Annotated in this window: 26 protein-coding genes; 16 read left to right on the top strand and 10 right to left on the bottom strand. The window is 62.6% G+C overall.

Annotation, left to right across the window (positions count from 1 at the left end; translation table 11 throughout):
- Window positions 1–173 precede the first annotated feature (173 nt).
- Window positions 174–809 carry a C40 family peptidase gene (locus tag ACIOVF_RS08155; protein WP_045193958.1) on the top strand — a complete coding sequence of 212 codons (636 nt, stop codon included), beginning with the start codon at window positions 174–176 and terminating at the stop codon, window positions 807–809.
- Here ACIOVF_RS08155 and ACIOVF_RS08160 read toward each other — a convergent pair.
- Complete coding sequence (locus ACIOVF_RS08160) at window positions 806–1,834, bottom strand: type IV pilus twitching motility protein PilT (protein WP_401288685.1); 1,029 nt, start codon at window positions 1,832–1,834, stop codon at window positions 806–808. The genes ACIOVF_RS08155 and ACIOVF_RS08160 overlap by 4 nt on opposite strands.
- A 66-nt stretch (window positions 1,835–1,900) precedes the next feature.
- Here ACIOVF_RS08160 and ACIOVF_RS08165 point away from each other — a divergent pair, with 66 nt between their 5' ends.
- The 11 genes from ACIOVF_RS08165 (at window position 1,901) to ACIOVF_RS08215 (ending at window position 10,586) form a co-directional block, all read left to right on the top strand.
- Window positions 1,901–2,587, top strand: coding sequence for a YggS family pyridoxal phosphate-dependent enzyme (locus ACIOVF_RS08165; protein ID WP_195885463.1), 687 nt, complete (start codon window positions 1,901–1,903; stop codon window positions 2,585–2,587).
- 38 nt (window positions 2,588–2,625) lie between these two features.
- Entirely contained in the window at window positions 2,626–3,444 is an 819-nt protein-coding gene (gene proC, locus ACIOVF_RS08170; RefSeq protein WP_401288688.1) for a pyrroline-5-carboxylate reductase, read from the top strand.
- Between the two features lie 10 nt (window positions 3,445–3,454).
- On the top strand, window positions 3,455–4,045 hold the full coding sequence (locus ACIOVF_RS08175) for a YggT family protein (protein ID WP_045193962.1): 591 nt from the start codon (window positions 3,455–3,457) through the stop codon (window positions 4,043–4,045).
- A gap of 125 nt (window positions 4,046–4,170) precedes the next feature.
- Window positions 4,171–5,310, top strand: a complete 1,140-nt coding sequence (locus ACIOVF_RS08180; RefSeq protein WP_045193963.1) for a homoserine O-acetyltransferase — start codon at window positions 4,171–4,173, stop codon at window positions 5,308–5,310.
- Window positions 5,311–5,317: 7 nt separating this feature from the next.
- The gene (gene metW / locus ACIOVF_RS08185; RefSeq protein ID WP_038997652.1) at window positions 5,318–5,938 is read left to right on the top strand and encodes a methionine biosynthesis protein MetW; all 621 of its coding nucleotides are present in this window, start codon (window positions 5,318–5,320) and stop codon (window positions 5,936–5,938) included.
- 24 nt (window positions 5,939–5,962) lie between these two features.
- Window positions 5,963–6,397 (top strand): DUF4426 domain-containing protein, encoded by a 435-nt coding sequence (locus ACIOVF_RS08190; RefSeq protein WP_401288693.1) that lies wholly within the window; start codon window positions 5,963–5,965, stop codon window positions 6,395–6,397.
- Window positions 6,394–6,990 (top strand): RdgB/HAM1 family non-canonical purine NTP pyrophosphatase, encoded by a 597-nt coding sequence (rdgB, locus tag ACIOVF_RS08195; RefSeq protein WP_045193965.1) that lies wholly within the window; start codon window positions 6,394–6,396, stop codon window positions 6,988–6,990. The genes ACIOVF_RS08190 and rdgB overlap by 4 nt, the downstream gene beginning before the upstream one ends.
- Window positions 6,987–8,201, top strand: a complete 1,215-nt coding sequence (gene hemW / locus ACIOVF_RS08200) for a radical SAM family heme chaperone HemW (RefSeq protein ID WP_045193966.1) — start codon at window positions 6,987–6,989, stop codon at window positions 8,199–8,201. The genes rdgB and hemW overlap by 4 nt, the downstream gene beginning before the upstream one ends.
- 9 nt (window positions 8,202–8,210) lie before the next feature.
- On the top strand, window positions 8,211–8,534 hold the full coding sequence (locus ACIOVF_RS08205; protein ID WP_010222202.1) for a DUF3392 domain-containing protein: 324 nt from the start codon (window positions 8,211–8,213) through the stop codon (window positions 8,532–8,534).
- Window positions 8,535–8,709: 175 nt separating this feature from the next.
- On the top strand, window positions 8,710–9,660 hold the full coding sequence (locus ACIOVF_RS08210; protein WP_401288698.1) for a hypothetical protein: 951 nt from the start codon (window positions 8,710–8,712) through the stop codon (window positions 9,658–9,660).
- A 35-nt stretch (window positions 9,661–9,695) separates the two neighbouring features.
- The gene (locus ACIOVF_RS08215) at window positions 9,696–10,586 is read left to right on the top strand and encodes a hypothetical protein (protein ID WP_401288701.1); all 891 of its coding nucleotides are present in this window, start codon (window positions 9,696–9,698) and stop codon (window positions 10,584–10,586) included.
- Window positions 10,587–10,631: 45 nt separating this feature from the next.
- Here the strand turns inward: ACIOVF_RS08215 and trmB are convergent, their stop codons facing one another.
- The 4 genes from trmB to ACIOVF_RS08235 form a co-directional block, all read right to left on the bottom strand.
- Window positions 10,632–11,354 (bottom strand): tRNA (guanosine(46)-N7)-methyltransferase TrmB, encoded by a 723-nt coding sequence (trmB, locus tag ACIOVF_RS08220; protein WP_401288704.1) that lies wholly within the window; start codon window positions 11,352–11,354, stop codon window positions 10,632–10,634.
- A gap of 9 nt (window positions 11,355–11,363) precedes the next feature.
- Entirely contained in the window at window positions 11,364–12,158 is a 795-nt protein-coding gene (locus ACIOVF_RS08225) for a thiazole synthase (protein WP_093377214.1), read from the bottom strand.
- Between the two features lie 48 nt (window positions 12,159–12,206).
- Complete coding sequence (gene thiS / locus ACIOVF_RS08230; RefSeq protein WP_045193991.1) at window positions 12,207–12,407, bottom strand: sulfur carrier protein ThiS; 201 nt, start codon at window positions 12,405–12,407, stop codon at window positions 12,207–12,209.
- 101 nt (window positions 12,408–12,508) lie between these two features.
- The gene (locus ACIOVF_RS08235) at window positions 12,509–12,880 is read right to left on the bottom strand and encodes a DUF423 domain-containing protein (protein ID WP_045193969.1); all 372 of its coding nucleotides are present in this window, start codon (window positions 12,878–12,880) and stop codon (window positions 12,509–12,511) included.
- Window positions 12,881–12,914: 34 nt separating this feature from the next.
- Between ACIOVF_RS08235 and mtgA the strand changes: the two genes are divergently transcribed.
- Entirely contained in the window at window positions 12,915–13,673 is a 759-nt protein-coding gene (gene mtgA / locus ACIOVF_RS08240; protein ID WP_401288708.1) for a monofunctional biosynthetic peptidoglycan transglycosylase, read from the top strand.
- A gap of 63 nt (window positions 13,674–13,736) precedes the next feature.
- On the opposite strand, the gene ACIOVF_RS08245 is transcribed toward mtgA, so the two are convergent.
- The 5 genes from ACIOVF_RS08245 to ftsY form a co-directional block, all read right to left on the bottom strand.
- Window positions 13,737–14,246 carry a DUF1993 family protein gene (locus ACIOVF_RS08245; RefSeq protein ID WP_045193971.1) on the bottom strand — a complete coding sequence of 170 codons (510 nt, stop codon included), beginning with the start codon at window positions 14,244–14,246 and terminating at the stop codon, window positions 13,737–13,739.
- 80 nt (window positions 14,247–14,326) lie between these two features.
- Window positions 14,327–15,181 (bottom strand): RNA polymerase sigma factor RpoH, encoded by an 855-nt coding sequence (gene rpoH / locus ACIOVF_RS08250; protein WP_010222193.1) that lies wholly within the window; start codon window positions 15,179–15,181, stop codon window positions 14,327–14,329.
- Between the two features lie 112 nt (window positions 15,182–15,293).
- Window positions 15,294–16,325 (bottom strand): permease-like cell division protein FtsX, encoded by a 1,032-nt coding sequence (gene ftsX, locus ACIOVF_RS08255; RefSeq protein WP_045193972.1) that lies wholly within the window; start codon window positions 16,323–16,325, stop codon window positions 15,294–15,296.
- Window positions 16,322–16,993: a cell division ATP-binding protein FtsE gene (gene ftsE / locus ACIOVF_RS08260; protein ID WP_010222191.1), complete on the bottom strand. Its 672-nt coding sequence runs from the start codon at window positions 16,991–16,993 to the stop codon at window positions 16,322–16,324. Before ftsE ends, ftsX begins: the two co-directional genes overlap by 4 nt.
- Entirely contained in the window at window positions 16,990–18,501 is a 1,512-nt protein-coding gene (ftsY, locus tag ACIOVF_RS08265) for a signal recognition particle-docking protein FtsY (protein ID WP_401288717.1), read from the bottom strand. The genes ftsE and ftsY overlap by 4 nt, the downstream gene beginning before the upstream one ends.
- A gap of 230 nt (window positions 18,502–18,731) precedes the next feature.
- Between ftsY and ACIOVF_RS08270 the strand changes: the two genes are divergently transcribed.
- From ACIOVF_RS08270 to rsmD, 3 genes are read left to right on the top strand one after another with little or no spacing between them, the layout of a single operon-like run.
- Window positions 18,732–20,087, top strand: a complete 1,356-nt coding sequence (locus ACIOVF_RS08270; RefSeq protein ID WP_045193974.1) for a pitrilysin family protein — start codon at window positions 18,732–18,734, stop codon at window positions 20,085–20,087.
- Complete coding sequence (locus ACIOVF_RS08275) at window positions 20,080–21,579, top strand: pitrilysin family protein (RefSeq protein ID WP_045193975.1); 1,500 nt, start codon at window positions 20,080–20,082, stop codon at window positions 21,577–21,579. The genes ACIOVF_RS08270 and ACIOVF_RS08275 overlap by 8 nt, the downstream gene beginning before the upstream one ends.
- Window positions 21,579–22,172, top strand: a complete 594-nt coding sequence (rsmD, locus tag ACIOVF_RS08280; RefSeq protein WP_401288722.1) for a 16S rRNA (guanine(966)-N(2))-methyltransferase RsmD — start codon at window positions 21,579–21,581, stop codon at window positions 22,170–22,172. The genes ACIOVF_RS08275 and rsmD overlap by 1 nt, the downstream gene beginning before the upstream one ends.
- Window positions 22,173–22,226: the final 54 nt, after the last annotated feature.

Genomic DNA, 22,226 nt, shown 5'->3' on the forward strand with positions numbered 1-22,226 from the left:
TCATTTGCCACCCTACCCGCCGCAAACCCCTATCCTGTCTGGCCCGCGCCTTTCGAATGCAGGCCAATCGCCGCTTCTGCCGGTTTTTGCCGCCCCCTGGAATCGACCAACGGATCAGAATTTGATCAAAAAGCTGTTATAAAGTTGCGCGCTAACCAACCAGAGCCCTGCCTATGCGTCCTTTTTTCAAGACATGGCTGACCATCTGCCTATTATTGCCACTGGCTGCCCACGCCACCAATCGTGAGCAACGGTTACCCAACGGTTTCTCCGGGTACACCTCCAATTCCACTGCTGCGCGTCCACACAAGAACGTCAGCAGCAACAAAGTCCAGCACAGCCCCAAGCGCAGCGCTCGCCCGGGCAAGCCGCTGCCGGTTGCCGCGGCCATGTCGCCGCAGCAGAGCAGCGATGTGCTCAGCCGCGCGGTCAACGTGCTCGGCACCCCGTATCGCTGGGGCGGCAGCAGCCCGAGCAAGGGCTTTGACTGCAGCGGCCTGGTCAAGTACGCCTTCAACGACATCGATGAAGTCGACCTGCCCCGCACCTCCAACGCCATGGCCAGCGGCCACGGCATAAAAGTCGATCGCAACGACCTCAAGCCCGGCGACCTGATCTTCTTCAATATCAAGAGCCGCCGGGTCAACCACGTCGCCATCTACCTGGGCAACGACCGCTTCATCCACGCGCCGCGCACTGGCAAACGGGTAAGCATCGACACCCTGAACAAGCCGTACTGGAACAGCCGTTACGTGGTTGCCAAACGTGTCTTGCCAAAAAGCCAGCAACTGGCCCTGGCCAAACGCTAGAAACGCCCCGGCGCCCGCTCTCGGGCGCTTTCAGGGCTGACCAGCCCTTGACGCACCAGGCCCTGCAGACACGCGTCGAGGGTCTGCATCCCCTGTGCCCCGCCTGTCTGTATCGCCGAATAAATCTGCGCCACCTTGCCCTCGCGCACCAGGTTGCGCACCGCAGGCGTTGCCAGGAGTATCTCGTGGGCTGCCAGCCGGCCGCCGCCAACCTTCTCCACCAGAACCTGCGAGACCACTGCCTGCAGCGACTCGGCGAGCATGGCGCGTACCAGTTGCTTCTCTTCGGCGGCGAACACATCCACCAGGCGGTCAATGGTTTTCGCCGCCGAGCCGGTATGCACCGTGGCCAACACCAGGTGCCCGGTTTCCGCTGCAGTCAGGGCCAGGCGAATGCTCTGCGGATCGCGCAGTTCACCGAGCATGATCACATCCGGGTCCTGACGTAATGCTGCGCGCAAGGCCTGGGCAAAACCCCGGGTGTGCCGGCCGATCTCGCGCTGGCTGATGCGGCTGCGCTGCGAGCTGTGGATAAATTCGATGGGGTCCTCGAGGGTGACGATGTGCAGCGCCCGCTCACGGTTCAGGTGATCGACCAGAGCCGCCAGGGTGGTCGATTTGCCCGACCCTGTGGGCCCGGTAACCAGCACCAGCCCGCCCGACAGCTCGGCAATTTGCCGAAACACATCCCCCAGGTCGAGTTCTGCCAGGCTGCTGACCTGCGCCGGAATCACCCGCAGCACTGCAGCGGCGCCATGCAGTTGCTGGAAAGCATTGACCCGAAAGCGCGCCAATGCTGGCACGGCAAAGGCAAAGTCGATATCCAGATGTGTTTCAAAATCCTTTTGCTGCGCCGCGGACATCACCTGTCCGAGCATTTCGTCCATGTCTTGCGGCGTCAGCGCCGGCAACTCCAGCGGCCGCAAACACCCCCCAAAACGCAGCGCCGGCACCTCGCCCGCCGCCAGGTGCAGGTCACTGGCACCGGCTTGCACAGCCAGCGCCAGCAGTTCAGTCACATCCATGAGACTCCCCAAAGGCCGCCAAGCAGGTAGAATGCCGCAGACCCAAAGAGCCGCTGGCATCGATCAATGTCCACCATAGCAGACAACCTTTCCACGCTCGCCGCACGCATCCGTGCCGCCGCGCTGGCCGCCGGGCGCGAGCCTGCGGCCGTGCAGCTGCTGGCCGTGAGCAAGACCAAACCCGCCGCTGCCGTGCGCGAAGCCTTCGCCGCCGGGGTGCGCGATGTCGGCGAGAACTACCTGCAGGAAGCCCTGAACAAACAGGGCGAATTGACCGACCTGCCCTTGACCTGGCACTTCATCGGCCCCATTCAGTCGAACAAGACTCGTGCGATTGCCGAGCACTTTGACTGGGTACATTCCGTGGACCGTCTGAAAATCGCCCAACGCCTGTCCGAGCAACGCCCTGGCAACCTCGCAGCGCTGAACATCTGCCTGCAGGTCAACGTCAGTGGCGAAGCCAGCAAGTCTGGCTGCACGCCCGAAGAGCTGCCGGCCCTGGCCAGCGCCATCGCCGCGCTGCCACGCCTGCGCCTGCGCGGGTTGATGGCGATTCCCGAGCCGACCGACGACGAGGCCGCCCAACAAGCGGCCTTCGCCCGGGTTCGCGAGTTGCAGGCGAGCCTTCAGTTACCCCTCGACACCCTGTCCATGGGCATGAGTCATGACCTGGAAGCCGCGATTGCCCAGGGCGCGACCTGGGTGCGCATCGGCACCGCGCTGTTCGGTGCCCGCGACTACGGCCAGCCCTGACCCATGCTTTTTCCCTCTTTCCCTATCAAGGACCTGACATGAGCAAGACTCGTATTGCCTTTATCGGCGCCGGCAACATGGCTGCCAGCCTGATCGGCGGCCTGCGCGCCCAGGGCCTGGAAGCTTCGCAGATCCGCGCCAGCGATCCGGGCGCCGAGCAGCGGGCGAAAATCCATGCCGAGCACGGCATCGAGATGTTCGCCGACAACGCCCAGGCCATCGAAGGCGCCGATGTGGTGGTATTGGCGGTCAAGCCACAGGCAATGAAAGCCGTGTGCGAAGCGCTCAAGCCCACGCTCAAGCCCGAGCAACTGGTCGTCTCGATCGCCGCCGGGATCACCTGCGCGAGCATGAACAACTGGCTCGGCGCCCAGCCGATCGTGCGCTGCATGCCCAACACCCCGGCGCTGCTGCGCCAGGGCGTCAGCGGCCTGTTCGCCACCGCGCAGGTTTCGCCGGCCCAGCGCCAGCAGGCTGAGCAACTGCTGTCGGCCGTGGGCATCGCCCTGTGGCTGGACAACGAACAACAGCTAGATGCCGTGACTGCGGTGTCCGGCAGTGGCCCGGCGTATTTTTTCCTGCTGATCGAGGCCATGACCGCCGCCGGCGAGAAACTCGGCCTGCCACGGGAAACCGCCGCCAAGCTGACCCTGCAAACCGCCCTGGGCGCTGCGCACATGGCGGTCAGCAGCGATGTTGACGCCGCCGAACTGCGCCGTCGGGTCACCTCACCGGCCGGCACCACGGAAGCGGCGATCAAGTCGTTCCAGGCCAATGGATTCGAAGCGCTGGTGGAACAGGCGCTGGGTGCCGCTGCGCACCGCTCGGCCGAAATGGCTGAACAACTGGGCAACTAAGGAGCCGAAGATGATCGGATTGAACACCGCTGCAATCTATGTGCTGCAGACCCTCGGCAGCCTGTACCTGCTGATCGTGGTGCTGCGCTTTGTCCTGCAACTGGTGCGCGCGGACTTCTACAACCCGCTCAGCCAGTTCGCCGTACGCGCCACCCAACCGCTGCTCAAGCCGATGCGCCGGGTGATTCCGAGCCTGTTCGGCCTGGACATGTCGTCGCTGCTGCTGGCGATCATCATCCAGCTGCTGGTAATGGGCCTGACCCTGCTGCTGGCCTACGGCACCACCGGCAACCCGCTGCAATTGCTGGTCTGGTCGATCATTGGCGTGACCGCGCTGTTTCTGAAGATTTTCTTCTTCGCCCTGATCATCAGCGTGATCCTCTCTTGGGTCGCGCCGGGCAGTCACAACCCGGGCGCCGAGCTGATCAACCAGATCTGCGACCCGTTCCTGGCACCGTTCCGCCGTATCCTGCCGAACCTCGGCGGCCTGGATATCTCGCCGATCCTGGCGTTCATGGCGCTGAAGCTGATCGACATGCTGGTGATCAACAACCTGGCGGCGATGAGCGGGATGCCGGAGATTCTGCGACTGCTGGTCTGATCTCTCGCGGGGCAAGCCCGCTCCCACAGCACTTCTGTAGGAGCGGGCTTGACCCGCGATGCTTTCCTTGCCGCACTTCGCAGTGGTCTTTAGACTTACGCCTCATTCAAGCGTGAGCAGGGTCGATGTCCACTGTCTTTCCCGAAGATTCGGTCGGTCTGGTAACACCGCAACTGGCACAGTTCAGCGAGCCGCTGGCGCTGGCCTGCGGTCGCTCGCTGGCCGCCTATGAACTGATCTACGAAACCTACGGCACGCTCAACAGCAGCGCCAGCAACGCCGTGCTGATCTGTCATGCGTTGTCCGGCCATCACCATGCCGCCGGCTACCACAGCCCCGACGATCGCAAGCCGGGCTGGTGGGACAGTTGCATCGGCCCCGGCAAGCCGATCGATACCAATCGTTTCTTCGTGGTCAGCCTCAACAACCTTGGCGGTTGCAACGGCAGCACCGGCCCCAGCAGCATCAACCCGCTCACCGGCAAGCCCTACGGCGCCGATTTCCCGGTGCTGACCGTGGAAGACTGGGTGCACAGCCAGGCGCGCCTGGCCGATCGCCTGGGTATCCAGCAATGGGCCGCCGTCGTCGGTGGCAGCCTGGGCGGCATGCAGGCGCTGCAGTGGACCATCACCTACCCCGATCGCGTGCGTCATTGCCTGGACATCGCCTCGGCACCCAAGCTCTCGGCACAGAACATCGCCTTCAACGAGGTGGCACGCCAGGCCATCCTCACCGACCCGGAATTCCACGGCGGCTCGTTCCAGGATCAGGGCGTGATCCCCAAGCGCGGCCTGATGCTGGCGCGCATGGTCGGGCACATCACCTACCTGTCCGATGACTCCATGGGCGAGAAATTCGGCCGCGAGCTGAAAAGCGACAAGCTCAACTACGACTTCCACAGCGTCGAGTTCCAGGTTGAAAGCTACCTGCGCTATCAGGGCGAGGAGTTCTCCGGGCGTTTCGACGCCAACACCTACCTGCTGATGACCAAGGCACTGGATTACTTCGACCCGGCCGCCAGCCACGGCGGCGACCTGGCAGCGACTCTTGCGCATGTCACCGCGGATTACTGCGTGATGTCGTTCACCACCGACTGGCGCTTCTCGCCAGCGCGCTCGCGGGAGATCGTCGATGCGCTGATCGCCGCACGCAAGAACGTCTGCTACCTGGATATCGATTCGCCCTATGGCCACGATGCCTTCCTGATCCCGACCCCGCGCTACATCACGGGATTCACGAACTACATGAACCGCATCGTCTGCTGAGGAGCCTATGAGAGCCGACCTGGAAATCATCCAAGACTGGATCCCCGCCGGCAGCCGGGTACTCGACCTCGGTTGCGGTACCGGTGAACTGCTGGCGTCGCTGCGCGACCACAAGCAGGTGGCCGGCTACGGCCTGGAAATCGACCCCGACAACATCGCCCAGTGCGTGGCCAAGGGCGTCAACGTCATCGAGCAGGACCTCGACAAGGGTCTGGGCAACTTTGCCAGCAACAGTTTCGACGTGGTGGTCATGACCCAGGCCCTGCAGGCCGTGGAATACCCCGACCGCATTCTCGACGAAATGCTGCGCGTCGGCCGCCAGTGCATCATCACCTTCCCCAACTTCGGCCACTGGCGCTGCCGCTGGTACCTGGCGACCAAAGGTCGCATGCCGGTTTCCGACTTCATGCCGTATACCTGGTACAACACGCCGAACATCCACTTCTGTACCTTCGAAGACTTCGAGGCCCTGTGCAGCGAACGCCGCGCCCAGGTCCTCGACCGCCTGGCGGTCGACCATTTGCACCGCCACGGGTGGGCGAGCAAGCTATGGCCTAATCTTCTAGGTGAGATCGGCATTTACCGTGTCAGCAGCCCCGGCCTTACCGAACACAAGGTCGCGGTTTAACCCGCACACCGGAGGAGAACGATCATGGGTCGCTTGTTGAGTTTTTTACTGACTGCCTGCCTGAGTGTGACGGCGGCCGCCGCCGATGCCATCAAGGGCGAACGCCAGGAAGTGTTCGGTGATACCACGGTGCACTACAGCACTTTCATTTCGACCTTCCTGCAACCAGATATCGCCAAGGCTGCGGAACTGGTGCGCAGCAAGAACCAGGGCGTGATCAACGTCTCGGTGATCAAGGCTGGCAAGCCACTGGTCACCCAGGTCAGCGGCACCGTCAAGGACCTGACCAGCAACTCGGTGCCGTTGAAGTTCAAGCAGATCACCGAACAGGGCGCCATCTACTACATCGCCCAGTTCCCTGTTGAACAACAGGAAACCCGGACCTTCACCATCGACGTTGGCATTGGTGGCAAGACCGAAACCATCAGCTTCAACCAAGAGCTTTTTCCAGGCGAATGATGACTTTTCAGCAAATCGTATTGGCCAGCCATAACGCCGGCAAACTCAAGGAACTGCAGGCCATGCTCGGTGACACCGTGCAACTGCGTTCGATTGGCGAATTCAGCAGCGTCGAGCCGGAAGAAACCGGCCTGTCGTTCGTCGAAAACGCCATCCTCAAGGCGCGCAATGCCGCGCGCATTTCCGGCATGCCGGCGCTGGCCGATGATTCGGGCCTGGCGGTGGACTTTCTCGGCGGCGCGCCGGGCATCTACTCCGCTCGTTATGCCGATGGCAAAGGCGATGCGGCAAACAACGCCAAGTTGCTCGATGTGCTCAAGGACGTCCCGCAGGAGCAGCGCGGCGCCCAGTTCGTCTGCGTCCTGGCCTTGGTCCGGCATGCCGACGACCCGCTGCCGATCCTCTGCGAAGGCCTGTGGCACGGGCGCATCCTGACCCAGGCCAGCGGCGAGCACGGCTTTGGCTATGACCCACTGTTCTGGGTCCCGGAGCGCGATTGCTCGAGCGCCGAGCTGAGCCCTGCCGACAAGAACCAGATCAGCCACCGTGCCCGCGCCATGAGCCTGTTGCGTCAACGTCTGGGCCTGGCATGACCGAGCGTTCGCCGGCACAGCCACTGCACCTGGGCGAGGCTGGCTTTACTTCCCAAGTACCGCGGGCGGCCCTGCCACAGCTGCCGCCCCTGGCGCTGTACATCCATATCCCCTGGTGCGTGCGTAAATGCCCGTACTGCGACTTCAACTCCCACGCCGCCACCCCCGAACTGCCGGAAGAAGCCTACGTCGACGCCCTGCTCGCCGACCTCGACCAGGAGCTGGGCAACGTCCATGGCCGCCCGATCAGCTCGATCTTCTTTGGCGGCGGCACCCCGAGCCTGTTCAGCGCCCGCGCGCTGGGGCGCTTGCTGGTCGGTGTGGAGCAACGCATACCGTTTGCCAGCGACATCGAAATCACCCTGGAGGCCAACCCCGGGACCTTCGAGCAAGAGAAGTTCAAGGCCTACCGGCAATTGGGCATCAATCGCCTGTCGATCGGCATCCAGAGCTTCCAGCAAGCCAAGCTCGAAGCCCTGGGCCGCATCCACAACGGTGACGAGGCGATTCGCGCCGCCGACATGGCGCGCAATGCCGGCTTCGACAACTTCAACCTCGACCTGATGCATGGCCTGCCCGACCAGTCGCTGGACGACGCCCTGGGCGACCTGCGCCAGGCGATTGCGCTGAACCCCACGCACCTGTCCTGGTACCAGTTGACCCTGGAACCGAATACGGTGTTCTGGAACCAGCCGCCGCTGCTGCCCGAAGACGACATCCTCTGGGACATCCAGGAAGCCGGCCAGGCCCTGCTGGCCAGCCACGGCTACGCCCAGTACGAAGTCTCGGCCTACGCCCAGCCGGGACGTGCCGCGCGGCACAACCTCAACTACTGGAGCTTTGGCGACTTCATCGGTATCGGCGCCGGCGCCCACGGCAAACTCAGCCACCCGGACGGGCGCATCCTGCGCACCTGGAAAACCCGCCTGCCCAAGGACTACCTGAACCCGGCCAAGCCCTTCAAGGCCGGCGAAAAGCTGCTGCCGGTGGACGAGCTGCCCTTCGAGTTCCTGATGAACGCCCTGCGCCTGACCCAGGGCGTAGACATCGAGCTGTTCAGCCAGCGTACCGGCCTGCCCCTGGAGCAACTGGCGGCGGCGCGGCGTGAAGCCGAACAAAAAGGGCTTTTGCAGGTCGAACCGACGCGACTGGTCGCTACCGCGCGCGGCCAGTTGTTCCTCAACGACCTGCTGCAGTATTTCTTGACCTAAGGATTGCGAATGGACCTGGTACTCGACCTGCTCTCGACCGTTTCCCGCTGGAGCCGCAGCAACCTGTCGGAGATTTCCCTGGCCTTGGTGGGCTGTTTGCTGGTGCTGTTTGGCACCGACATCAAAGGCTGGGTCGAACAACGCCTGGGCGGCCTTGCAGGCGCCTTGCGCGTACCGTTCATGGCCTTGCTGGTGATGATCGGCAGCGGTGCGGCGCTGATCTATGCCACCCCGTGGGTGGTGAAGGGGCTGGCGCAGTTCAACAACTATGCGTTGGCGCCAGTGTTGCTGATTGTGCTGGTGTTGATTGGCGTGGTTGCTGATCGGCGCTGACCACCCGTCGGCACCTGATATTTTTGTCAGTATCGCCACGCTCTCAAGCAGTGCTTAGATGATCTCGAGTTTGGTAGCGGCAACTGTGCCGCTGCGAACGTCCCCTGCGCCATGCCATTAAGCCGTTGCGTCGCGCCGGATCGACTTTCAGGCAAGCCTCTTGAGGGACCAGGGTATGTCACTACTACCTTATCTGGACTTTTCTCCATTCGCAGACGAAGACTGGCAGGGCTGGGAAAAAGGCCCTAATGGCGCGCAACTCAAAATGCTCAATGAATCAGGTAATTACTACCTGCGTTTTGAGAATCCGCAAGGCCACATCACCGGTCGGATTCTGAGCAAAACGGTTTCCGGTTTCATTCCCGGCAACCTGTACCGCTTCAGCGTCGACTTTCGCAGAAACATGGAGCAGGACTATTGGCAACCGGTTGTTGAATTGACCGTTTCGGGGATTGGCCGCGCGCCCGACCAAGCCATAGTCGAACCGCATTGGGTGACCTTCTCGTTTGATTTCGTGGCCACCGACAGCACCCACAGGCTGGATATAGCAACGTTCGACCGCGCACCTGACGCGAATGCCTGTTCACCCGAGACGGCAACGTCCAGTGTGCCGCCGGACGCGGTCTCCGCTGACTACAGCCTCGATCAAATTCGCGTTTTCGAACCCGGCCCTGTGACGGAGAATTTCGACAGCTATCCAGACACACACGTCTGGCCCGGTGAAGGCTTCTCAACGGAACACATGAGTATCAGCCTCGCCTCCGACCAGCCCGGCAGCATTGCCCTGCACCAGGCCAGGGAAGAGGATCCCGGTTATGCGCAGCGTCAGGTACTTTGCCTGGGCCACAACACCGGCAATATCTACCCCCCGCAAACCACCCGGTTCGACCTGCCCAGGGTCTGCCAAGCACTGACCTTCGATTGGGCAGATATCCGCCAGCCCGCCCAGGCCAATGCCTATGATGCCGATGGCAACCTGCTCGCCTCTGAGGACTTTGACCCAGGCAGCAATACCTTGAATGCCAAGGTTCAGCTGAATGCCCCGCGTGATGCGCTTATCAGCCGATTCGAGCTCACTACGCGCAACCGTACATCGGTCGATCATTTTGACTTTGCTGCGGATTGATCAATAGCCAGGCAGGTCGCTCTGAGGAGATAACCATGGACATCAAGGCACTGGAATCCACACCTTTTAATACCGACAACTGGAACAACTGGGAAAAAACCGCGGCAGGTATAGACTTGGAGATACTTGAAGACGTCTTCCCCGATGCTCGCCACATAGTGGGCCCTCGGGAGGGGGTCATACAGCAATTGCCTGGTACATTGCTACGCAAGAAAGTCAGCGGTTTCATCATCGGTGCGACGTATAAAATGGCAGCCCTGGTGCGAAATCACCAACAATCAAGTGGGCCGACATCGATTCAGTTGGGGGTAGAGGGTCTTCCCTCAGGTACTTCAGCGGCTGTGGGCAACGGAAGTTTCGCTCAGGTAAATCACTACTTTATCGCCAGGCAATCGCTCCAGACATTGACCATTGGTACTTCGGGCGGGGATAAAAACAACGCCTTCTATCTGGACAGTACCAGTACCGTGCAAGTCCCCAGCATTACTGAAACTTTCAACACGTTACCCGATAGTCCAACCATTACCGCCGGAGGCACGATCGGGACTCCGCATATGGATATTCATTTACCCGCCGGGCAACCTGGAATGGCGCAGATTCATAGCGACGAGCCTTTTGGGGATATGCGCAGCGGTCAGTGCATTTGCCTCTACCATTACCAAAGCGTCCCTGTGCCCACACCACAGCGTGCGCGCATTACCTTAAAAGAAGTCTGTGCCAGCCTGAAGTTCTCGCTGACCCGCGCAACCGCAAACACCAAGGTCTGGGTTTATGACAATAATGACCAGTTACTTGCTGAAAGAGATATACCGCTAGCCGATCAATGGCTAACGTTTGACAGCCTGCCTGGGCGCTTTATCAAACATTTTGAAGTGCAGGTCACAAGTACCACCCTCATCGACAATGTCATGATGATCAACCAGTGAACCGGGTGGGAGGCCCAGGAACGGCCTCCCAGCGCGGTGAGTTGCTTATGCCAGCTTTTCGAACTTCAGATCCCACACCCCATGCCCAAGTCGCTCGCCACGGCGTTCGAACTTGGTGATCGGGCGCTCGGCCGGACGCTCTACGCACTTGCCGTCGGCGGCCAGGTTGCGATAACCCGGCGCCACGTTCATCACTTCCAGCATGTATTCGGCATAGGGCTCCCAGTCGGTGGCCATATGGAACACACCGCCCACCTTGAGCTTGCTGCGCACCAGCGCGGCGAACTCCGGCTGGACGATGCGGCGCTTGTGGTGACGGCTCTTGTGCCACGGGTCGGGGAAGAACAGCATCAGTCGGTCGAGGCTGTTATCAGCCACGCACTTGTTCAGCACTTCGATGGCATCGCAGTCATACACCCGCAGGTTCTTCAGGCCCTGGGTCAGCACGCCGTTGAGCAGCGCCCCGACACCCGGACGGTGCACTTCGACACCGATGAAGTCCTGCTCCGGCGCGGCAGCAGCCATTTCCAGCAGGGAGTGGCCCATGCCGAAGCCGATCTCCAGGGTACGCGGCGCCGAGCGGCCGAAAACCTCGTCGTAGTCCACCGGGCTCTCGGCCAGGGGCAGGATGAACAGCGGTCCACCCTGGTCCAGGCCGCGCTGCTGGCCTTCGGTCATGCGCCCGGCGCGCATCACGAAACTCTTGATGCGGCGGTGTTGGCGCTCTTCGCCTTCGGTGGTGATCGGCGTTTCTTGCGATTCAGTCATCAGGGGCTCTTACTTGATCAGACCATCCAGCGGCGACGAGGCGCTGGCATAGAGTTTTTTCGGCATACGCCCGGCAAGGTAAGCCAGGCGGCCAGCGACAATGGCGTGTTTCATGGCTTCGGCCATCATGACCGGCTGCTGTGCGTGCGCGATCGCCGAGTTCATCAGCACCGCCTCACAGCCCATTTCCATGGCGATGGTGGCGTCGGACGCAGTACCGACACCGGCATCGACCAGCACCGGGACTTTCGATTCTTCGAGGATGATCTGCAGGTTGTACGGGTTGCAGATCCCCAGGCCCGTACCGATCAGCCCGGCCAGTGGCATTACCGCGATGCAACCGGCTTCGGCCAGCTGGCGGGCGATGATCGGGTCGTCACTGGTGTAGACCATCACGTCGAAACCGTCCTTGACCAGCACTTCGGCGGCCTTGAGGGTCTCGATCACGTTGGGGAACAGGGTCTTCTGGTCGGCCAGTACTTCGAGCTTGACCAGGTTGTGGCCATCGAGCAGTTCACGGGCCAGGCGGCAGGTGCGCACGGCTTCGACCGCGTCATAGCAGCCAGCGGTGTTCGGCAGGATGGTGTAGCGATCGGGCGGCAGCACGTCGAGCAGGTTCGGTTCGCCCGGGTTCTGGCCGATGTTGGTGCGGCGCACGGCAACCGTGACGATCTCGGCGCCGGAGGCCTCGATGGCCAGGCGGGTTTCTTCCAGGTCACGGTACTTGCCGGTGCCGACCAGCAGGCGCGACTGGAAGGTACGACCGGCCAGGGTGAAGGGCTTGTCGCTACGAACGTTGCTCATCGGTAATCCTCTTGAAGGTTGAGGGACTTGCAGGTGAAGCGCGAAGGCCTAGCCGCCGCCAATGGCGTGCACCACTTCAACCTGATCGCCGTCGTTCAGCGTGGTGACGTCGTGCTGGCTGCGCGGCACGATGTCCAGGTTGAGTTCGACCGCCACCCGGCGACCCGCCAGGTCAAGCCGGTTGAGCAGGGCCGCGACGCTTTCGCCATCGGGCAATTCGAAAGGTTCACCGTTCAGTTGAATGCGCATGCGCACGGCCGCCATTATTTTTAGGGGCCCGCATTCTAGCCCTGATCAGGGCGCAAACCCAAGGCCGGGCCGCGCCATTCGTCTCGATCCGGACTCGCGGGTCAGCTCAGACGCCAGGCTGCAAGGCCCAGGCACAGCCATCCGCCGAGAAACGCCAGGCCGCCAAAGGGGGTGATGATACCGAGCTTGCCGATGCCGCTCAGGGTCAGCACATACAGGCTACCGGAAAACAGCAGGATCCCCAGGGTGAACAGACCACCGGCCCACCCGACCAGACGCCCTGGCAGGTGCACCGACAGCACTGCTACCGCGAGCAGGGCCAGGGCGTGTACCAGCTGGTAGGTGACCCCGGTATGAAAGATCGCCAGGTATTCGCTGCTCAGCCGGCCCTTGAGGCCATGGGCAGCAAAGGCGCCCAGGGCCACGCCGGTAAAGCCGAAAAACGCCGAAAGCAGCAGAAAACTACGCAGCATTGGGAAGACTCCTAGTCAGCACAGGGTCTGTATAATGGCCCGCACCATCGCTTCGGCCAAGCCATCGCCTATGCTGTCTTCCATTTTCCGTCGCCTCACCCGTGCCCTGCTGTGGTTTGCCGCAGGCAGCGCCCTGCTGGTGCTGGTGTTTCGCTGGGTGCCGCCGCCCGGCACCGCACTGATGGTCGAGCGCAAGGTCGAGTCCTGGTTCGATGGCCAGCCGATCGACTTGCAACGGGACTGGGAGCCGTGGGAGCGAATCTCCGATGAGCTGAAAGTGGCTGTGATTGCCGGCGAAGACCAGAAGTTCGCCAACCACTGGGGCTTTGACTTCAACGCCATCCAGGCGGCGCTGGCCCATAACGAGCGCGGCGGCAGCATTCGCGGCGCCAGTACCTTGAGCCAGCAAGTGGCCAAGAACCAGTTCCTCTGGGCCGGCCGTAGCTGGTTGCGCAAGGGGCTCGAAGCCTGGTTCACCGCTTTGATCGAGCTGCTGTGGTCGAAAGAGCGGATTCTTGAGGTCTATCTCAACAGCGCCGAGTGGGGCGAAGGCGTGTTTGGTGCACAGGCGGCCGCCCGGCACCACTTCGGCGTCGATGCCAGCCAGCTTTCGCGCCAGCAGGCCAGCCTGCTGGCCGCAGTGCTGCCCAGCCCGCTGAACTGGAGCGCCAGCCGGCCCAGCACTTATGTGGCGCGACGCGCAGGCTGGATTCGCCAGCAGATGCGCCAGCTCGGTGGTAACAGCTACCTGGCGCAGCTGGACAGCCCGCGTCGGGCACCTTGGAAGCAATAAAAAACCCGGCAAAGCGCACGCTTTGCCGGGTTTTTACTGCTTGCCCATTACTGGGTAAAGATTTTAGAACGCGCCCATGTAGTCACGCTTGCCCACTTCTACACCGTTGTGACGCAGGATTGCGTAGGTGGTGGTGACGTGGAAGAAGAATTGCGGCAGGCCGTAGGTCAGCAAATAGGCCTGGCCACTGAAGCGCTTCTCTTTCGGCGTGCCCGGACGGGTCACGATTTCAATGCCTTCCTTGCCGTCGATCTGCGCCGGCGCAATGCCGTCCAGGAAAGCCAGGACCTTGCTGATCAGCGCTTGCAGCTCGGCAAAGGTGGTTTCGCTGTCATCGTATTTCGGCAACTCGACCTCAGCCAGGCGCGCCGAAACGCCCTTGGCGAAATCAACAGCGATCTGCACCTGGCGAACCAGCGGAAACATATCCGGATACAGGCGAGCCTGGAGAAACACGCTCGGATCAATGTTTTTCGCCGTGGCGTGAGCTTCGGCCTTGTTCAGCACATCGCTCAGGGCGTTGAGCATCTGCTTGAAGACAGGAACAGAAGCGGCATACAAGGAAATGGTCATAACAGCCTCGACAGGGGTGGCGGAGAATCATGAAAAAGCCCCGACACGTCGGGGCTTTTTGGTTATTGCCGTTTTGCGAATCAGACCGCGATCAAGGCTTTGACCTTGTTCATCGCGTTCTTTTCCAGCTGGCGGATCCGCTCGGCGGATACGCTGTATTTCTCGGCCAGGTCATGCAGGGTGGCCTTTTCCTCGGCCAGCCAGCGCTGGTAGAGGATATCGCGGCTGCGGTCATCCAGGCCTTGCAGGGCTTCGTGCAGGTTGCTGGTGGAGTTGTCACTCCAGTCGGCATCCTCCAGTTGACGCGCAGGGTCGTAACGGTGGTCTTCCAGGTAGTTGGCCGGCGACTGGAATGCACTGTCGTCGTCGGCTTCACTGGCCGGGTCGAAGGCCATGTCCTGACCGGTCAGGCGGCTCTCCATTTCACGCACTTCACGCGGTTCGACACCCAGGCTTTCGGCGACACGATGAACTTCATCGTTGTTCAGCCAGGCCAGGCGTTTTTTCTGGCTGCGCAGGTTGAAGAACAGCTTGCGCTGGGCCTTGGTGGTCGCCACCTTAACGATGCGCCAGTTGCGCAGGATGAACTCGTGAATCTCGGCCTTGATCCAGTGCACCGCAAAGGACACCAGGCGCACGCCCATTTCCGGGTTGAAGCGCTTGACCGCTTTCATCAGGCCAACGTTGCCTTCCTGAATCAGGTCGGCCTGGGCCAGCCCGTAGCCCGAATAGCTGCGAGCGATGTGTACAACAAAACGCAGGTGGGCGAGCACCATCTGCCGAGCCGCCCCAAGATCCTGCTCATAGTAGAGACTCTCGGCCAGTTCACGCTCCTGCTCGGGCGTCAGCAGTGGAATGCTGTTGACCGTGTGCACATAGGCTTCCAGGTTTGCGCCGGGAACCAGGGCATAGGCAGGTTGCAACGAAGTGGTCATACGAAAAAACCTCCGACTCACTAAACTCGTGCCAAAGGCACTGCCAACATTGACCGGGAACCGCGAAACAAGTTCCCTAAAAATGAAAAGAGTCAATACCAGCAAAAAGACACTATCGCGGTGCAAGCTCGCTCAAGTGGCGGGCGACCGCAATCCAAGCACCGATATACCCTAACAACACCGCCCCAAGCAAGAGGGACAGACCATCGGCTGACGGAACCCCGGCCAAGGCAAAATCACTGCCGTACAGCCCGGAGAGCCCGATAACCGCGTCGTTCAGCCAGTTCAGGCCAAACGCCAGCACGCCCCAGGCCAATACCCCGGCACCCAGGCCATACAAGGCGCCCATGTACAGGAAAGGCCGGCGCACATAGCTGTCGGTGCCGCCGACCAGCTTGATCACCTCGATCTCGGTGCGGCGGTTCTCGATGTGCAGGCGAATTGTGTTACCAATTACCAAAAGCAGCGCCGAGACCAGCAAGACGGTCAGGCCGAAGACAAAGCGGTCGCCCAGTTTGAGAATCGCCGCCAGGCGCTCGACCCACACCAGGTCCAGCTGCGCGGCTTCGACCTTGGGCAGCTCGGCCAGGCGCTGACGCAGGGCTTCCAGCGCCGGCTTGTCGACCTCTGCGGGAGTCACCACCACGACCCCAGGCAACGGGTTCTCCGGCAGTTCGCGCAGGGCTTCGCCCAGGCCGGACTGCTGCTGGAACTCGTTGAGGGCTTGTTCGCGGCTGACGTATTCGGCCTCGGCAACCCCTGGCAAACCTTTGATCTGCTCGCGCAAGGCTTCGCCGTCGTGGCTGCTGGCATCGAGTTTCAAGTACAGGGAAATCTGCGCCGCGCGCTGCCACGAACCACCCAGGCGCTCGACGTTGCTCAGCAGCAACGACAGGCCCATGGGCAGGCTCAGGGCCACGGCCATCACCAGGCAGGTAAAGAAGCTGCCGATCGGCTGCTTGCCCAGGCGCCGCAGGCTGTCGAGCAGGCTTGAGCGGTGGCTTTCCAGCCAGGCGTGCAGCAGGGTACGGAAATCCGGGCCGTCATCGTCGTGGCCGCCGCCGGGTTTTTTCTTTTCCGGCGCAGGGTCAGCGGCTTTTGGCGCTACTCGTTCGGAAACCTTGGGACTGCGTGTCGCACTCATTGCCCGGCCTCCCCATCGCCGATCAAGCGGCCGCGCTGCAGGGTCAGCATGCGATGGCGCATGCGCGCGATCAGCGCCAGGTCGTGACTGGCGATCAGTACGCTGGTGCCCAGGCGGTTGATATCTTCAAAAACACCCATGATCTCCGCGGCCAGGCGCGGGTCGAGGTTACCGGTGGGTTCGTCCGCCAGCAGCAAGGCCGGGCGGTGAACGATGGCGCGGGCAATGCCGACGCGCTGCTGCTGGCCGGTAGACAGGTCACCCGGGTACAGCTCGGCCTTGTCCGACAAGGCCACGCGCTCGAGCGCCGAGTCGACCCGCTTGGCCACTTCGGCCTTGGACAGGCCGAGGATCTGCAGCGGCAGGGCGACGTTGTTGAATACGGTACGGTCGAACAGCAACTGGTGGTTCTGGAACACCACGCCGATCTGCCGGCGCAGGAACGGGATTTGCGCGTTGCTGATCTGCCCCAGGTCCTGCCCGGCCAGCAGCAGCTTGCCGCTGGTAGGGCGTTCCATGGCCAGCAGCAGGCGCAGCAGAGTGCTTTTGCCGGCGCCGGAATGGCCGGTCACGAACAGGAATTCGCCCCGACGCACCCGAAAACTCAACTCATGCAGGCCAACGTGACCATTGGGGTAGCGCTTGGCGACCTGTTCGAATCGAATCATGGATGCTCCCGCTCGGCAAACAGTGCTTTCACGAAGGGTTCGGCTTCGAAGGTGCGCAGATCGTCAATCCCTTCGCCCACGCCAATATAGCGGATCGGCAGGCCGAACTGCTTGGCCAGGGCAAAGATCACCCCACCCTTGGCGGTACCGTCGAGCTTGGTCAGGGCCAGACCGGTCAGTTCAACGCTCTGGTTGAAGTGCTTGGCCTGGTTGATGGCGTTCTGGCCGGTACCGGCGTCGAGCACCAGCAGCACCTCGTGGGGCGCGTCGGCATCGAGCTTGCCAATGACCCGGCGAACCTTCTTCAGCTCTTCCATCAGGTTGTCTTTGGTGTGCAGGCGGCCGGCGGTGTCGGCGATCAGCACATCGATGTTACGGGCCTTGGCGGCTTGCACGGCATCGAAGATAACCGAAGCCGAATCGGCACCGGTGTGCTGGGCGATGACCGGGATCTGGTTACGCTCGCCCCAGACCTGCAGTTGCTCGACCGCTGCGGCGCGGAAGGTGTCACCTGCGGCGAGCATGACCTTCTTGCCTTCAAGCTGCAGCTTCTTCGCCAGCTTGCCGATGGTGGTGGTCTTGCCGGCGCCATTGACGCCGACCACGAGGATCACGAACGGCTTGCTCTGGGCTTGAATGTGCAGCGGTTGCTCGACCGGCTTGAGCAGGTCGGCCAGCTCGTCTTGCAGCGACTTGTACAGCGCGTCGCTGTCGGCCAGCTGCTTGCGCGCGACCTTCTGGGTCAGGCTCTGGACGATCACCGAGGTGGCTTCGACGCCAACATCGGCGGTCAGCAGGCGGGTTTCGATTTCATCAAGCAGGTCGTCATCGATGGCCTTCTTGCCGAGGAACAGGCTGGCCATGCCTTCGCCAATGCTGGCGCTGGTCTTCGACAGGCCCTGCTTGAGGCGGGCGAAGAAGCCGCCCTTGCTCTCTTCGCTGCGCACAGGTGCGGCTGGCTCGGCCGGGGCTGGCTCGGCAACCGGAACTGGCGCTGCAACAGCAGCAACTACAGGTACAGGCTCGGGTTCGGGCACTACCACTGGTTCCGGCGCTACAACCGGCTCAGGTGCAACCACCACCGGCTCAGGCGCGATGAACACTGGCTCAACCACTGGCGCGGGAGCAGGCTCCTGGCGCGGCGGAATCGGCGGCGGTGTGTGTGGCTCAAGGTCGGCGACCAGGGCAACCGGCTCTTCCGGCACGGGCAGCACCAGGCCGGCGGGCGCTGCGGGCTGGACCTCGACCGGCGCAACGGGCGCAACGGCAGCGGGCTCTGGAACAGCAACCGGTGCAGGCGCAGCACCAGGTGCTGCAGCCACCTCGACCGGGGCAACGGCAGCCGGCGTTTCGACCGGCAACGCAGCCGGTTGCTCCGCTTCAGCCGGAATGGGGTTTTGCGGCTGTTCGGCTACGGGTTGCTGCGGTTTTTTGCGCAACCAGCCGAACAGGCCTTTCTTTTCACCAGCCGCGGCCGGCGTCTTTTTGTCGTCGTTGGAACCAAACATGGAAGACGGCTATCTCAGGGTAGCGATGCGCCACTGCGGCGCTTCTTAAATTCTTTTAACGCAGAACAGTCTACTTTTAATCCGGCTCGTTCTTGCGCAGCATTTTGTCATCAAGCCTTCGGGCTGGTTCCATGACAGGCATGGTCCTCAGGCAACCGGATCAGTATCCTAGCACCTCCAAGCCCGCCGACGCTAAGACCACGCGGGCAGTCCTACAGGTTAAACAACGTATGAATGCTCTAGCCCGCCGCGCCGCTGGCCTGTTGCTCAGCACAGTTTGTCTGCCGTTCGCGGCCTTCGCCGCCGATACGCAACCCACCCACGAATTCATTCTCGACAACGGCCTGAAAGTGGTCGTGCGCGAGGATCACCGGGCGCCGGTGGTGGTCTCGCAGATCTGGTACAAGGTCGGTTCGACCTACGAATCACCGGGCCAGACCGGCCTTTCCCATGCCCTGGAACACATGATGTTCAAAGGCAGCGAGAAGCTCGGCCCTGGCGAAGCCTCGCGCATCCTGCGCGACCTGGGCGCCGAAGAGAACGCCTTCACCAGCGACGACTACACCGCTTATTACCAGGTACTGGCCCGCGACCGCCTGCCGGTGGCCCTGGAGCTTGAAGCCGACCGCATGGCCAGCCTGCGCCTGCCGGCCGACGAGTTCAGCCGCGAGATCGAGGTCATCAAGGAAGAGCGCCGCCTGCGCACCGACGACCAGCCCAACGCCAAGGCCTTTGAGCTGTTCAGCGCCATGGCTTTTCCGGCCAGCAGCTACCGCACCCCGACCATCGGCTGGATGGCAGACCTTGACCGCATGAAGGTCGAGGAACTGCGCCACTGGTACGAGTCCTGGTACGTGCCGAACAACGCCACCCTGGTGGTGGTTGGCGATGTCACCGTCGACGAGGTCAAGGGCCTGGCCCAGCGCTTCTTCGGCGCCATCCCGAAACGCGCGGTGCCACCGGCCAAGCTGCCACTCGAACTGGCCGAGCCGGGCCTGCGGGAAACCACCCTGCATGTGCAAACCCAGCTGCCGAGCCTGATCTACGGTTTCAACACCCCGGGCCTGGCCACCGCCAAGGACCCGCGCAGCGTGCACGCCCTGCGGCTGATCTCGGCATTGCTCGACGGCGGCTACAGCGCGCGCCTGCCAAGCCGCCTGGAGCGCGGCCAGGAGCTGGTCACCGGGGCGTCGTCGAGCTACAACCCGTTCACCCGCGGCGACAGCCTGTTCGTGATCTCGGCCATGCCGAACCTGCAAAAGCACAAGACCCTGGCCGACGTCGAAGCCGGTATCTGGAAGCTGCTCGACGAGCTGAAAACCACCCCGCCGTCGGCTGAAGAGCTTGAGCGCGTACGTGCCCAGGTCATCGCCGGGCTGGTCTACGACCGTGACTCGATCAGCAGCCAGGCCACCGCCATCGGCCAACTGGAAACCGTCGGCCTGTCGTGGAAACTGATCGACAGCGAGCTGGACGAGCTCAAAAGCGTGACCCCGGCCGACATCCAGAACGCCGCCCGTACTTATTTCACCCGTGAACGCCTGAGCGTTGCCCATGTACTGCCCGAGGAGAACGCTCATGAGTGAACGCAGCGCACCCCGCTACACCCTGATCGGCCTCGGCCTGTTGTTGCTGATTGGCCTGCTGGCGTTCTTCCTGGCCAAACCTGCGCAATCGGATAACGCCGCGCAACCGGCTGCGGTCACCGAAGCCAAGGCGGCCAACACCCTGCAATCGCTGGCCGAGCTGGATGGCAAGGCGCCAAGCCGCCGGCAACTGAACATCCAGACCTGGAACACCGCCGAAGGCGCCCGCGTGCTGTTCGTCGAAGCCCGCGAGCTGCCGATGTTCGACCTGCGCCTGACTTTCGCCGCCGGCAGTAGCCAGGACGGCGATGCCCCGGGCCTGGCGACCCTGACCAACGCCATGCTCAACGAAGGCGTGGCCGGCAAGGACGTCACCGCCATTGCCGAAGGCTTCGAGGGCCTGGGCGCCGACTTTGGCAACGGCGCCTACCGCGACATGGCCGTGGCCTCGCTGCGCAGCCTGAGCGCGGCCGACAAGCGCGAACCTGCGCTCAAGCTGTTCGCCGAAGTGGTCGGCAAGCCGACCTTCCCGCAGGACGCCCTGGCGCGCATCAAGAACCAGATGCAGGCCGGCTTCGAATACCAGAAGCAGAACCCCGGCAAGCTGGCCAGCATCGAGCTGTTCGAGCGTCTGTACGGCACCCACCCCTATGCTCACCCGAGTGACGGCACCGCCAAGAGCATTGCGCCGATCACCCTGGAGCAACTGCGTGCCTTCCATGCCAAGGCCTATGCCGCTGGCAATACGGTGATCGCCCTGGTCGGCGACCTGAGCCGCAGCGAAGCCGAAGCCATTGCCGCACAGGTGTCCTCGGCCCTGCCCAAAGGCCCGGCCCTGGCCAAAGTGGCCCAGCCAAGCGAACCCAAGGCCGGCGCAACCCACATTGACTTTCCGTCCAAGCAGACCCACCTGATGCTCGCGCAACTGGGCATTGATCGTAACGATCCGGACTACCCGGCGTTGTCGCTGGGCAACCAGATCCTCGGGGGTGGCACCTTCGGCACCCGGCTGATGAGCGAAGTGCGCGAGAAACGCGGCCTGACCTACGGCGTATACTCGGTGTTCAGCCCGATGCAGGTGCGTGGCCCGTTCATGATCAACCTGCAGACCCGTGCCGAGCTCAGCGAAGGCACCCTCAAGCTGGTCCAGGACATCCTCGCCGACTACCTCAAGAGCGGCCCGAGCCAGGCTGAGCTGGACGACGCCAAGCGGGAACTGGCCGGCAGCTTCCCGCTGTCCAATGCCAGCAACGCCAGCATCGTTGGCCAACTGGGTGCCATCGGCTTCTACAACCTGCCACTGACCTGGCTGGAAGACTACATGCAGCAGTCCCAGCAACTAACCACTGAACAGGTCAAGGCAGCGCTGAACAAACACCTGGCTGCTGACAAGATGGTTATCGTCACCGCCGGGCCAAGCGTGCCGCAAAAACCCTTGCCGCCGCCTACTGACAAACCCGCCGAGCAACCGCTTGGCGTACCGGAGCATTAATGGCCAGTCCATCCGCAAAACCGGCCAAGCCGCACCACGGCCAGGGCCAGCTGCGCATCATTGCCGGCGAATGGCGTAGCCGGCGCCTGGGCTTCCCTGACGCGCCGGGCCTGCGCCCAACCCCGGACCGGGTCCGCGAGACCCTGTTCAACTGGCTTGCCCCGCACATCGAAGGAGCCAAGGTGCTCGACGCCTACACCGGCAGCGGCGCCCTGTACCTCGAAGCGCTGTCCCGTGGCGCGGGCGATTCCGTGGCCCTGGACAGCAACCCGGCGGCCATCGCCTGCCTGCGGCAGAACCTCGAGACCCTGCGCTGCCCTCGCGGCCAGGTGATCCAGACCGACGCCCAGCGCTACCTGCAGGGTGAGCCGAAGCTGGCCTTCGACCTGGTGTTCCTCGATCCGCCGTTCAACCAGGGCTTGCTGCCGACCACCTGCGCCCTGCTTGAAGAGCGTCAGTGGCTGGCCGAAAACGCCTGGATCTACACCGAGAGCGAAACCCCGCCATCGACCTTGCAGTTGCCCGGCAACTGGCGCCTGCACCGCGAGAAAAAGGCCGGCCAGGTGTACTACGCACTCTGGCAGCGCGGCTGAGCAATATTCACGACCCGGCCGCCGCCGGGTCGTGCCCGCTAAATATCTAACGCC

Source organism: Pseudomonas sp. NPDC087612, assembly GCF_044743505.1.
Classification (GTDB): domain Bacteria; phylum Pseudomonadota; class Gammaproteobacteria; order Pseudomonadales; family Pseudomonadaceae; genus Aquipseudomonas.